The sequence below is a fragment of the Mesorhizobium sp. CA4 genome (assembly GCF_020165075.1).
Lineage (GTDB): Bacteria > Pseudomonadota > Alphaproteobacteria > Rhizobiales > Rhizobiaceae > Mesorhizobium.
In genome coordinates this window covers 126740-140078 of record NZ_JAIUHK010000014.1, presented here as the reverse complement: position 1 = coordinate 140078, position 13339 = coordinate 126740, and the positions used below count along the sequence as shown (strand labels likewise).

Genomic DNA, 13339 nt, shown 5'->3' with positions numbered 1-13339 from the left:
AACCTGCCAAGCAGGCGAGCCTTCTTGCCTTCAATCTTGACAGGGAACATGAGAGACTTCGAGGTGCTGAGCGGGCGCGTCAGCTTTCGGCAGGGGTCAACATCGCCGCAACCAGCGAATCGAGCGTAACCTCGCCGACTGCGCTTCCGTGACCATCGACTATGTGCGCGATGCGGCAGCCGGTCGCTGTCATCGCTTTGACGGCATCCTCAAGTGAGGCGTCGCCCTCTATTGCGGGCCCGACGGGTGGACGCCCACTGAGTTCACTCATGATCGAGGCGGCCTTCACCACCTTGCTGCGATTAACCTCGCGCACGAACCGGGCAATATAGTCATCGGCCGGCCGCAACATGATGTCTTGTCCGGTGCCTTGCTGGAAGATCTGTCCATCTCGCAGAATGGCGATCCGGTCACCCAGGCGTAACGCCTCGTCAAGGTCGTGCGTTATGAAAACGATGGTCTTTCTGATCTCTTTCTGGAGTTTGAGAAGCACAGTTTGCATATCGACCCGAATAAGGGGATCGAGCGCCGAGAAGGCTTCATCCATGAGCAGTATCGGCGCATCATTGGTCAGCGCTCGTGCCAAGCCGACACGCTGCTGCATGCCGCCAGACAGCTGATTTGGGTATCGATCCTCGAAGCCCTTCAGTCCGACGCGTTCAATCCAGCGCATCGCAGGCTCGAGCTGCCTTGCCCGGGTCAACCCTCGGATTTCGAGGCCGTAAACGACATTTTCGAGGACGTTTCTATGCGGCAGTAGCGCAAACTTTTGGAACACCATGGCGGTCTAGTTGCGCCGAAACATGCGCAATTCAGCACTGTTCATCTTGACGACATCGGTTTCACCGACCAGCACTTGGCCGGCGGTGGGGTCGATCAACCTGTTGATATGCCGGATGAGGGTCGATTTGCCGGAGCCGGACAGTCCCATGATGACCTGAACGGCCCCAGCTGACATATCGATGTTGATATCCTTGAGACCAAGCACATGGCCATGCCGTTGGTTCAGTTCTGCCTTGCTCATCCCCTGCCTGACAGGTTCGATGAAGGCTGCCCCATTCGGGCCAAAAATCTTGTAGAGCGACCTGATTGAGATGGCGGCGCCGATCTTGTCAGCCATGACCGACCTCGCGGTGACGCTGAAGACGCCTGCCAAAGGCCTGGCTGATGCGATCAAAGATGATCGCGATGCCGACGATGGCCAAGCCGTTGAAAACGCCGAGTGTGAAGTACTGATTGGAAATGGCTCTCAACACTGGCTGACCCAGTCCTTGGACCCCAATCATCGCCGCGATCACCACCATGGCGAGGGCCATCATGATGGTTTGATTGATGCCGGCCATGATGGTCGGCAGAGCGAGCGGCATCTGCACGTTCCTCAACTTTTGCCAATTGGAGGAGCCAAATGCGTCGGCGGCCTCCAGAACATGTCGACCAATCGGATTCCCAGATTTGTCAGCCGTATCATCGGCGGCACGGCATAGATAACCACGGCGATAAGTCCGGGAACCTTTGCTATTCGAGCAGCATGACGACAGGGATCATGTAGACGAAGCTTGGCATCGTTTGCATCACGTCAAGCACCGGGTTCACTACCCGCTCAAATCGGTCCGAACGAGACATCCCTATTCCGATCGGAATGCCCACCACTATTGCGATGACCGTGCAGACGAAGATCATTGAGATCGTCTTCATCGTGTCCTCCCACATTCCAAACAGCCCGATGACAACGAGCGTGGCGACGGAGCCGAACACCACTTTCCAACTGCGGCTGGCAAGCTAGGCAATCACGGCGATGACGAGGAGGAAAATCGGCCAGGGAGTGGCAAGCATCATTCGCTCGGAGTGAATCAAGAACGATTGAAGCGGGTCGAAGAACGATTCTATGCTGTCTCCATAGGCGCGCGTAAATCCGCGGAAACTCTCGTGACCGACTTCTTGAGAGCGGTAAGAAGCGCGTCGTTCAATGTCGGAAATTTTGAGAACCACTCCATGGGTGCATCTCGCAATCCTAGTGCAGAAAGCGAGGGGAAACGGCGACGTCAGCCGCCGTTCCCCCAAAGGTGAGCTACAATAGTCCTAGAGAGAGGCCTTGACCTTTGCAGCGACCTCCGGCGACACCCACTTGGTCCAGACGTCCGGCTGCTCTTGCAGGAAGTGTTTGGCACCGCCCTCGCCGGTAGCTTGGTTGTCAGACATCCAGGCTAGCAATGCGTTGACCGTCGCATTGCGCCAATTGCGATGTTTCAGATACTCAATTGCCGGGCCGGCCCGATCAGCAAATTTTGTCGTGACGATCGTCTGAACCGAGTCCTTTGGCCATTCGTTCGGCTGGGCTCCGGGCAGTCAGCGACGGTATTGCAGCGTTTCCATTCCGCCTTCTCAAAAGGCGGGTCCTCGGGCGACGGAAACAGTTCCGGATGCTTCAGGGCGTCCTGAATGGTCTTGATGTCGGGATGCGCGTCGGCGACATATCTGGGAATGAACCAGCCCTGCACGGCTCCATCGCTCAAGGCCTCTCCAACGGAGACGATCTTCTTGTCGTTCAGTCCCCGGTTCACAAGCTCCGGCTGCAGATCGACCCACCTTCCGGCGCGATGTCCGGCTGGCCCTTTTCGATCATCGAGGTCAGAGTTGGTACTGTGTCACCTTGCACGACTTGCGCGTTGCAGCCATAGCCAGCACTCAAGATGATCTTGTCGATGTTAGCCAGAACCTCGGCTGATTGCCACGTCATGCTCGCGATCGTAACATCTCCGCAGCTGTCTTGCGCATAGGCGGCGCCTATGCTGAAAGCACTCGCCACGGTCGCGAATGCGATGGTTTTGTATAAACGAAGCATGTGTTTCTCTCCCTTGAACTTCGTTGCTGATCGAGACACGCCGGTCTGTGCCGGCTTGCGTTGAGGCCGCGATTTCCCAATCGCACGCCTTCCTCACCCGTCGTTGGTCGACGGCACATCTACCCGTCCGACCTTGCCAGCCAGAACGCGAAGCGACGCAATCCGATCAAGCATGCCTATGATTGCACCGTTTCGCTGAACCGCGAATGGGGTGTCGCCTTCAACAATAAGCGGGGCGAATTGTTGAACCGTTTCATCGTGATCTGTGGTTGGCGCTCCCGCGTCGACCTGGCCGGAATGAAGCAGCAGTCTTTCTGCTTGCACGACCTTCGCGGGAGCGATCGATTCAACGAACCTGGCGACATAATCATTGGCGGGATCCAGGACGAGGTCTTGCGGCGTCCCTATCTGCACAATCTCGCCATCCTTCATGATGGCAATCCGGTCGGCCATTCTGATTGCTTCATCGAGATCATGGGTGATGAAGACGATTGTCTTGGCAAGTTCGCCCTGGATACGCAGAACTTCTCCTTGTAGATCGCGCCGTATCAGGGGGTCTAGGGCGGAGAACGGCTCATCGAGAAGCCACAATTCGGGATCCAGAGCAAGCGAACGCGCGATGCCGACCCTTTGTTGCTGGCCGCCGGACAGTTCGGATGGCCGGCGGTTCTCAAAGCCAGACAGTCCAACCATCTCGATCATCTGCATGGCGCGCTCGCGGCGCATGGTCTTTTGGCGGCGCTGCACCTCGAGCGGAAACTCGACGTTGCTGAGAACGGTCCGATTGGGCAGCAAGGCAAAGCTTTGAAAGACCATGCCCATCCGGTTGCGACGAAGCTCGACGAGCTCGGTGTCAGGTATCCGCCGCAAATCCTTCTGGTCAAAGAAGAGATCGCCCGTGGTCGGCTCGATCAACCATGGCAAGCATCGCAGCAAGGTTGATTTTCCGGAGCCCGACAAGCCCATAATGACGAACACCTCGCCTCTCGCGACCTCGAAGGTGGCTGCCCGGCCCGCCGCAACCCAGCCCCGTTTAGCCAAGTGTTCGCGAGATAAAGTGGGCCCGTCCGCCGAGGCAAAGTCGCGGGGCGCCGCCCCATAGACCTTCCAAAGATTTCGTACCGATAGCGCGCTCTGGTTCAGGGGTGTTGCTGGACGGTCCATAGCTGATTGCGATCGGGTGTTGTCGTTGAATCGTGCATTCATCAGCTACAACCTCACTCCGACGCTTGCTGCGGCATTGCGCGCAGCTGCCCGCATAAGCGAATCGGCAGCCAACGCGATCGCAGCGACAGCGAGCCCGGCAACCATGCCGTCTCCAACCCGCATGCGTGAAAGGGCGATAAACACTTGCTGGCCAAGGTCGCGCGTACCCACCAGGGCAGTGATGACGAGCATGGCGATTGCCATCATGACCGTCTGGTTGATGCCTAGCAGCAGGGTCGGAAATGCCTCCGGCAAACGAATCCAGCGTAAGGTCTGCGAGGGACTTGCTCCGCTCATCCGCGCTAGTTCGAGGCGGCTCTCGGACACATGCGCGAACGAATGCATGGCGTAACGAACCGCTGGCGCGACCGCATAGCTCGTGATCGCCAACACCGCAGAAAAGTCGCCGTTTCGAAACAGCATGACAGCTGGAAGGAGATAGACCAGGGTCGGGAGGGTTTGAAGCGTGTCCAGGAACAGTTCGGCACCTGGCCGCCAGGACTCATGGCGCGCGAACCAGTAGCCGACCGGAACGCCGATCAGCAACGACAAAACGGCACCAAGCGACACCAGATATACGGAAACCACGGCAGGCTGCCAGTAACCCGTCACAACAACGAAGAAGCAAAGCCCAGCTACGAGTGCCCCGCAGCGAGGCCCGCCCAACCAGAGCCCCCATGCCGTCAGGAAGGTGACGACCAAGGACCACGGCAGGGCCAGAAGGAAATTCTTGGTTGGGTTCATGACGTTCAAAAGCGCGAAGGTCCTGATGCCATCCAGCACGTCGAACAGGTGGATGTTCATCCAGGTAACCAGTCCGTTCCACATTGGCGCAGTGGTCAAGTACGAATCTGCTGGCCAGGTCTGCAGTGCCGGGATCACCCATGTCGCCGCCAACGACAGGATCAGCAGACTGATTGCGGTGCTTCGCTTAACGGGCCATCGCAAGGAACTTGTTGGCGACGCCGAGATCAGGTGCCGAGCCATCGCCTGGCAGAAGCGGTCAAGAATGACAGCCAGCACGACGATCGCAAGTCCAGCCTCCAGAGCGTGACCAATGTCGAGCTTCCGCAGCATGGTAAGCACGACATAGCCAAGCCCGCCCGATCCAATCATGGAGGCCACGATGACCATGTTCAGGCAAGCCATTACAGCCTGGTTGATGCCGATAACGATTATCGGCATTGCCAAGGGCAGCTTGATCTTCCAGTAGGTCTGGCTTCGGCTGGCCCCCGTCATGACGCCGAGTTCGAGAGCTTCTGTCGGGACTGACTTAAGCCCTAGAATGGTGGCATGCACCATTGGCGGAAGCGCGTAGATGACCGTTGCCGCGAAGGCCGCACTTGGTCCATATCCAAGGAAGAGCAGCGTCGGAACCAGATAGGCGAACACCGGCACCGTTTGCATGACATTCATTGCGATCGCCACGGCTCGGTCGGTCGCACGGTTGTGCAACGCTGCGGTACCAATCGCCAGCCCCAGGATGATGGCCGCCACTGTCGAAATGAGAACGCTGGACAGTGTCATCATAGCGTCAGCCCAAAGGCCAAACGCTGCGACGTAGAGCAAGCCGAACGCCGCGGACAATCCCAGGCGCCAGCCGCCAAGTCGCCAACCCAACGCGCCGCTGATGGCAAGCACGGTGAACCAGCCAAGGGGAGGGACGATCGTGACCACATTCTCGCCGAAGCCTGACCGCCAGCCCGTCGTCAGCAGCACGTTGAGCGCATTCATCGGCATATCGACGATCCGGGCAGTGGCGCGCGTGATCTGCGATATTTTGACTGGCCCCAGCATTGCCTCACGCGCTAGCCAGTTCAGGAAGTCGCCAAGCCACCTGGCCAGCGGGAGGACCAACTGATCTGGATAGTCGAGGCGGGCTTGCGGCAAAAAAGGATGCCAGGCGGGCATCGAGACTATCGCGAGGAGCATCAGCAGGGCGGTGCAGGCAAGGAATATCTGACGATGGCCAGCGCTCAGCATGGCCGGCCATCGTCGAATTTTATTGCGTCAACCGTCTTCATTTCGCGCAGGACGTCCACTTCTGCCACGTCGGCTCGTTCTTGCCGATCCACTCGGCCGCAACGTCTTCTGCCTTCTTGCCATCGAGGTCGACTTCAGCGGCCATCTCGCTGAGCGTCTTGCTGTCCATATCGTAGGACTTGATGAATTCGTAAGCACAAGGCCACTTCTTTTCCCCTTCGGCCCAGGCCATCTTCTTGATCCAGCCTTCCGGTTTGCCGCAATCGTAAGCCTTGTCCTTGTTGATGCCCCAGGATGGATCCGAATAGCAGGCCGGCTCGTATTTAGGGAATTGCACCCATTCGCCTTTGAACTTGGCGGGCACCCAATGGGGCGTGTAGACCCACAGCATGATCGGCGCCTTGCGCTCATACGCCGACTGCAACTCGGCAAACAGACTAGCTTCCGTGCCCGCGTTCACCACTTCGAATGGCAGACCAAGCGCCTGGACGCGCTCAACGTCGAAGCCACCCCAGTCGACCGGACCCGACAGGTAGCGTCCCTTGGGAGCGGTTTCCGGCGTCGAGAACGCCTCCGCGCACTTGGGATCCTTCAACGCCTTCCAATCGGGAAGACCAGGGCATTTCTCCTTCATGTAGATCGGATACCACCACTCCTCCTTCGCAGGGGCCGACAGCGAACCCATATCGAGGATTTTCCCGGTCGCCAGGGACTTCTCGAATGCCTCGCGTTGCGTAGTGGCCCAGGTCTCCATCCCGATGGTGAGATCGCCGTTTTCGAAGGCGGGATAACGTGCCGAGTCGTCCGCGGGGACGTATTGGATCGTATAGCCGAGTTTCTGAAGTAGCTGGCCTGCGATCTGTGCCTGGACCACGAAACTCGTCCAGTTGCCGATCATCATGTTTATGGTGTCGTTCGATTCAGGAACACTTGCCGTGTGTGCGCTGGTTGAGGCGATCGCAAGCCCGAAGGCCAGAAGCGGAGCATAAGGACGCATTTCAGTTCTCCCATTAGTAATCCGGACAAAGTGGTTGTCTCGTCGTTACCCCTTTGCAAACCACCCATTGTCGACATAAAACGCCGAGCCGTTGATGAAGCTCGCTGCGTCGGACGCCAGGAATAGTGCCGCGCGCGCCACTTCATCCGGCTCGCAAAGACGGCCTTGTACGCCGGCTAGATCCGCTTCCGCCCATTTCTGGCCAAGGTGATCCAGTTCATCGACCTCGCGCAGGCCGTGCGCGGTCTTGACGAAGCCCGGCATGACACAATTGGCGCGAATGCCGCGGTCCCGATATTCCGTCGCGATCGACCGGGCGAGTTGGAGCACCGCCCCCTTGGTCATGCAGTATAACGCCTCAAAGGCAAATCCCTTCTCGCCGCCTATCGAAGATGTAATCACGATAGAGCCGCCGCCATGTTTCAGCATGCGGCGGACCACCTGCGTGCAAACCAGGAAGGCCGACCGGACATTGATGTTCATGAGCCTGTCGCAGTCTTCCTCCGTGGTCTCGTGGAATGGTCGAACAATGATCGTGCCGGCATGATTGAACAGCGTGTGGATCTGGCCGAACTCGCGGTAGATCGCCTGCAGCGCATTTTCCACGTCGACGCTCTTCGAAACATCCGCGCGAAGGAACCTCGCCCGTCCGCCTTCGTCGTTGATGTCGCGAGCCAGGTTCTCTCCAGCGGCGTGTCCAGGATCGCGACCGCCGCACCTTCACTTGCAAAGAGCCTCGAGGCCGCTGCCCCCATACCTCCAGCGCCTCCGGTAACAATGACGGTTCGGCCGGCAAAAGTTCTCCCGGTTGCGACGTGCCGTAGCGCTTCCGCCTTGTTCAGCATGCATTCCCTCTTAAAATGCGATAATGGTACAGGATATAGACCATTAGGACTTTCAATGTCCATCCCGTATAATCTCCATCACGATGAGGTCTTCGGATGAAGAAGGTTCGCGTGCTCCCGCGGCCCGTGTCGGCTTTGGACAAAATTTAGGCGGAAACCTTCAAAGCCACGCCTCTGGACTGTTTGACGCTCGCCCAAACGAATGGGCAATAAAGCCCTGGAGGAGAACATGAGCGAATTTCAAACAGACGGTTCGTGGCTGATTAACCGGCGGTCAGTGGTCAAACTGGGGGCCGCATCACTTGCAGCGTCGATGGTCGGCTTGCCGAAGTCCGCTCGTGCCGAACCCGAGAAAGGAGGCCATCTGCGCTTTGGCCTGCCACACGGCTCATCGGCCGATTCCCTTGATCCGGGAAAGATCGACAACGGGTTCTTGTTTGCTTTGGTCTATGCCGTTTTCAACAACCTCGTCGAGATTGACCCCGATGGCAAGGCGATCGGTGAACTGGCCGAAAGCTTCGAATCCGATGCGACGGCGAAAATTTGGACCTTCAAGATCCGCCCGGGTGTCGAGTTTCATGATGGCAAACCACTGAGCGTTGAGGACGTCGTCGCGTCCATCAACTTCCACAGAGGACCCAATACCAGCTCAGCGATGGCACCGTTGCTTGCAGATGTAGCCGACGTGAAGGCGGACGGCAGCGACAAAGTCGTAATGACGCTGTCGAGCGGCAACGTCGAGCTGCCCGGAGTGCTGGCCAGTCAAGGCTTCTTCATCAAGCAAGCCAAGGATGGAAAGATCGACGTAGCCTCGACCGTAGGTACTGGCGCCTACAAGCTGGAAAAGTTCGAGCCGGGGGTGATGGCCACGGGTGTGCGCAACGAACGCTACTGGAAGCAGGGGCGGGGGCATGCCGATCGGATGACGCTGCAGACCATATTGGACGCAGCGGCTCGCACAAATGCACTGCAGACAGGTGAAGTCGATGTCATTGACGGGGTCGATCTGAAGACCATCGGCCTCCTGAAGCGCAACCAGAAGATTCGAATTGATCGGGTAAAGGGTAATCTTCACTACACCTTTGCCATGTTTACGGATGCTGCTCCATTCAAGGACAACAATGTTCGGATGGCGCTGAAATTCGGCGTGGATCGTCAGCAGCTCATCGACAACGTTCTCTCCGGATATGGCTCGCTCGGCAACGACCATCCGATCGGCGAGGCCTATCCCGAAAAGGCTGCCTCACTGGAACAGCGCAACTACGACCCTGACAAGTCCAAGTGGCATCTCAAACAGGCCGGGCTCAATCAGCTGGACGTCTCGCTAAGCGCTGCTGACGCGGCTTTCACCGGCGCGGTCGACGCTGCCACGCTGTATTCGGAGAGCGCCAAGAAAGCGGGCATCAACATCAACGTTATACGCGAGCCCAATGATGGCTATTGGTCGAATGTGTGGATGGTGAAGCCGTTCTCAGCCGTTTTTTGGGGTGGTCTCGCGACGGCCGGCGCACAGCTTGAGCTTGCTTATGCCGCGAGCGCGGCATGGAACGACACGCATTGGAAAAACGGCAAGTTCAACCAGTTGCTGAGTGCATCGAAAACCGAGCTCGATACCGCCAAGCGCGTCAACCTGTTCTCGGAAATGCAGCAACTGATCCGTGACGACGGGGGAGCGGTGGTTCCGATGTTCGCCGATCTCGTCCTGGCGAGTTCCACCAAGGTCAACCACGGCAAGCTTGGCAGCCTTATCGGCATCGACAATTATCGGTTCGTCGAGCGCTGGTGGGTCGAACCCTAGACCGGGAAGAACCGGTAGCAGATAGGAGCCTTCGCGTAGCGGGGCTCCTACTCATCGTTCCTGCGCGTTTGGCTATTTCAGCGTAATGCGAACGTCGAGCTTGGTCACCCCGCTCATGAGCGGATTGTCCGACCACCTCACTGCATTGTCGCCCACGAGCTCCAGGGTGGCATGATGCTGGATGAGTGCGCCAACAAATGCTGCCGCTTCGCTTTTGGCCAGTATGTTGCCGAGGCAAGTGTGGATGCCGCGAGCAAATGACAGGTGGCGATTTGGCTGTCGCGCAATATCAAAGCGATCAGGCTCGACGAAAACCGAGTGGTCGCGATTGCCGCTGGCGAGCCAGGTGACGACGGTGTCGCCCTTGCGGACCTTCACGCCGGAGAGTTCACAATCCAGCTTGGCGACGCGTTCGGTCTCACGGAACGATCCGCGCAGCCTCAACGCTTCGTCTATGGCGCCCGACGCCAGTTCGGGAGCAATCTTCAGACGAGCATATTGATCTGGATGCTCAATCAACAACAAGAGCAGTTGCGAGAGCAGGTTCGTGGTCGTCTCGTTACCTGCATGCAATATGAACTTCGCCATCGAAACAGCTTCGTCCCGGCTGAGTTCCGAAGCCAACAACACGGAAAGCAGGTCATTTCGTTGAGAGCGGTGCGACTTGATCTTTGCCGAAAAGAAATCGGCCATCTCGTTGAGCGTCGCGCTTCCCGCCTGTTCCATCCAATCGTCAGGATGGTGCAGGAAGTTGGCAACGCCATCTATGCGGGCCAATTTCTCGGTCCATTCGCGCACTTTTGCGATCTCATCCTCTTCAATGGAAAGCATGAGACCGATCGTCGAGATCGTAAGCGGCGCGGCGATCTCGCTGACAAAGTCTATGACCTTGCCATTAGCCTTGGACAACAGGTTGGCCACCCGGCTCTCGATGGCGGCTTTCATGCCCGCCAGGGCCGCCGGCATGAACTGCCGCTTCACTGCGTTGCGACGACGCGTATGCTCTGGCGGGTCATCGAACAGAAGGATCATTGCATCGCCAAGACCGGCTTTGCGCACGGATTCTCCACGATCGCTTGACCACTTTTCGTGATCCTGGAGAACCGCCTCGCAATCGGCATAGCTGAATACCGAGACCAGGCGCTTCAGTGTATTGGTATGCACATATGGCTTGCCGGTCGCCCGCATAGCGGAAAGATGCTCGAACGGTGTCTGGGCGAATTCCGGCGACAGCGGATCGAATGTCATCAGCACAAGTCCCGATTTGCATGGGCTTCAAAAGGGGTGCGGCCGCTTCGAAGCGGCCGCCAAGCGCTGGGAGGATGCGCCACTATTTCTTGATACGGCGCGACTTGTGGAGGAAATCCATCTTCTCGGAGTCACCGAACTGAAAGGTCGCCATCCGATTATAGGAGTAGATCGGCAGATCCTGGACCGTCCACATGTAGGAATCCTCGGTTCCAGTGTTCCAATGCTCATGATAGGAATTTGACGGACACGAGAAAGTGTCGCCCGCCTCCCAATCGATGCGGTACTCGTTGATCGTCGAGTACCCGGTCCCGGAAATGACGTGATAGACCGAACCAGGTGTGTGTCGATGCATCTCGATGCACTCACCTGGGCGCAGCAGATGGACGGTCACCCACATGGTGGGGATGGTGGAATTGTAGTCGCTGTCGTTACCCTTCAGTGAGAGATAACGGGTGTTCCCGTCCCAGCGCCCGTCCTCCTTCATCGCAATGAGCTGCTTCTTGATTTCCTTCATCGACCAATGGGCAGGGCGCACTTCGAGCGGAAATGCACCGTCCATGTATTCGTTGTGGTTCTGCAACGACCCGGCGTCGGGGGCCACGGGAAAGAATTCAGTAGGCGTGGTGCTGTTGCGGCGCAGCGGCGGCTTGACAGTCATGACAGGCTCCTCGGGTCATGATGAGGACACTTATCCAGCTGCGACAGCCCTCCGTGCCCGTAACGGCTTCATCCTCCCAGAACAAACAATCTGAATTGTGCAACAGGCGACGCCGAGCGGGCGAAATGCGACGCGACACAAACACCTTTGGGCGGCTGCACGCCGCCATTCCTGCGACACCAAAGTGCATGGTTCAATCCGGATCCAGTCAGCTGCCTTGATAGTGGGAGGCCGCGGCCACTGCTGCGGCCAAGCCAGTCGGCGCTGCCAGCCGGGCCTGCGATTTGGACACCGCCGCGCCGGTCACCACACTTGCGGAGCTGGGCGCATACCTGCCGCAGAAAGCGCTTTGCCGAGATATGACACGGTAGGCGGCATATGGACGCCAAGTGCGTCAGGCGATTTCAGACAATCTGACGTCGAAAGTCACGGCGCCAAGGGCCTGCAATGATCTAGTGTCTCCTCGACTCAGGGGCCCGCGATCATGAACCGCAATACGCTTCTTGGCATTTCGTGCCTATGCATAGGGATATTTTCATTCTCAATGCAGGATGCCGTTCTCAAGGGCCTTTCTGGGAGGTTGCCGGTAACGGAAGCCATGACGGTTCGAGCAATGCTTGGCTTGCCGATACTAGGTTTAATAGTACATTGGACCGTCGGCTTACGTTCGATATTTCACCCAGTTCGGAAGATACTTATCGTGAGAGGGTCTCTTTCGTTTTCGGCCTTTATTTGCTACTATCTTGCGTTCCCCGCGCTCCCTCTGGCGGGTGCAATTGGATTATATTATACCGCACCCTTGATTATCTTGATATTGTCGTCCCTTTTCTTAGGAGAAAAGCTGAACTCCGTGAATTTGGCGTCGACCGCAATCGGTCTCGCCGGCGTTGCGGTCATGCTTAGACCCAGTACTGGTGTGTTCGAGCCGGCAGCGTTGTTATCTTTGCTTTCTGCGCTTCTCTATGGAATTTCGCAAATCCTTGCTCGTAGATTGGGTGGTGCTCTTAGCGCGCCGACCATGGCCTTTTATCAACACACGGTCTTTGCCTTGGGTGCGCCGTTCCTGGCATACATCATTGGCAACGTCGATTGGTCAGCCGTGACCCACCCGAGCATATTATTCTTGGTTCGCCCATGGGTATGGAACCCTTATGAAATTGGCGCGATGCTTTTGTGCGGTCTCTTCGCCGTGACTGGCACCTTGCTGCTTACGCAAGCGTATAGGGTGGCGCCGGCCAGCACGGTGACGATCTTCGAATACACCGGGCTGATTTGGGCACCCACCTGGGGCGCGCTATTTTATCATGAAATCCCAAGTGCCGGCACGATCTTGGGACTGGTCATGATAGCCGCGGCCGGGTTGCTCTCGGTGCTGGGACCTTCATGGCTGCTTCTCGTCCCATTACCCCAGAAGCCGAGTCCATGCCGGGATTGCCTCGAGGACAAAGCGGGCAGCCAGGTGTCGCGGTCGGGGCCTAGCTCGAGTGTGCGATCATTGAGAAGCTCGATGGACGCGCCGCCCACATCGGAAGGGCCCAAGCAGAATCCCAAATCCCACGCCTGCCCTGAATATTCGCCTGAGCGTCATCTCCGGGCCAAGCCTTCTCGCGGGTCCTGGTAGCTCGCGTCAACGGCGCGACAGTTTTCCTGATTCATGAAAAAGGGATGGCCGGATGCCGGCGTATTCGATCCTCCCTATGAGCCTACACCGAATTGCTCTGTCCTGGGTTCCAAGCTCGATCCAGACTGGCTCACCAAG

At 57.7% G+C, this 13339-nt stretch carries 7 protein-coding genes and 4 pseudogenes; 2 read left to right on the top strand and 9 right to left on the bottom strand.

What is annotated here, in order from left to right; all coding sequences use genetic code 11:
- Positions 1-79 precede the first annotated feature (79 nt).
- From LB528_RS14150 to LB528_RS14120, 7 genes and pseudogenes are all read right to left on the bottom strand, one after another.
- Positions 80-1120 (bottom strand): annotated as a pseudogene (locus tag LB528_RS14150) (quaternary amine ABC transporter ATP-binding protein).
- A pseudogene (locus LB528_RS14145) lies at positions 1113-1994 on the bottom strand (ABC transporter permease). Before LB528_RS14145 ends, LB528_RS14150 begins: the two co-directional pseudogenes overlap by 8 nt.
- Before the next feature lie 85 nt (positions 1995-2079).
- A pseudogene (locus tag LB528_RS14140) lies at positions 2080-2842 on the bottom strand (glycine betaine ABC transporter substrate-binding protein).
- 93 nt (positions 2843-2935) lie between these two features.
- Positions 2936-4048 carry an ATP-binding cassette domain-containing protein gene (locus LB528_RS14135; RefSeq protein ID WP_224513515.1) on the bottom strand — a complete coding sequence of 371 codons (1113 nt, stop codon included), beginning with the start codon at positions 4046-4048 and terminating at the stop codon, positions 2936-2938.
- Positions 4049-4051: 3 nt separating this feature from the next.
- A complete protein-coding gene (locus LB528_RS14130) occupies positions 4052-6031 on the bottom strand; it encodes an ABC transporter permease (RefSeq protein ID WP_224513517.1) in 1980 nt (659 codons plus the stop codon).
- A 37-nt stretch (positions 6032-6068) separates the two neighbouring features.
- On the bottom strand, positions 6069-7028 hold the full coding sequence (locus LB528_RS14125; RefSeq protein ID WP_224513519.1) for an ABC transporter substrate-binding protein: 960 nt from the start codon (positions 7026-7028) through the stop codon (positions 6069-6071).
- Between the two features lie 45 nt (positions 7029-7073).
- Positions 7074-7873, bottom strand: a pseudogene (locus LB528_RS14120) (SDR family NAD(P)-dependent oxidoreductase).
- 229 nt (positions 7874-8102) lie between these two features.
- On the opposite strand from LB528_RS14120, the gene LB528_RS14115 reads away from it, so the two are divergent.
- Positions 8103-9671 (top strand): ABC transporter substrate-binding protein, encoded by a 1569-nt coding sequence (locus tag LB528_RS14115; protein WP_224513521.1) that lies wholly within the window; start codon positions 8103-8105, stop codon positions 9669-9671.
- A 72-nt stretch (positions 9672-9743) separates the two neighbouring features.
- Here the strand turns inward: LB528_RS14115 and LB528_RS14110 are convergent, their stop codons facing one another.
- Positions 9744-10919: a cytochrome P450 gene (locus tag LB528_RS14110; RefSeq protein ID WP_224513523.1), complete on the bottom strand. Its 1176-nt coding sequence runs from the start codon at positions 10917-10919 to the stop codon at positions 9744-9746.
- Positions 10920-11001: 82 nt separating this feature from the next.
- Positions 11002-11580, bottom strand: a complete 579-nt coding sequence (locus LB528_RS14105) for a cupin domain-containing protein (RefSeq protein WP_224513525.1) — start codon at positions 11578-11580, stop codon at positions 11002-11004.
- A gap of 484 nt (positions 11581-12064) precedes the next feature.
- On the opposite strand from LB528_RS14105, the gene LB528_RS14100 reads away from it, so the two are divergent.
- A complete protein-coding gene (locus LB528_RS14100; protein WP_224513526.1) occupies positions 12065-13201 on the top strand; it encodes a DMT family transporter in 1137 nt (378 codons plus the stop codon).
- The last annotated feature ends 138 nt before the right edge of the window (positions 13202-13339 follow it).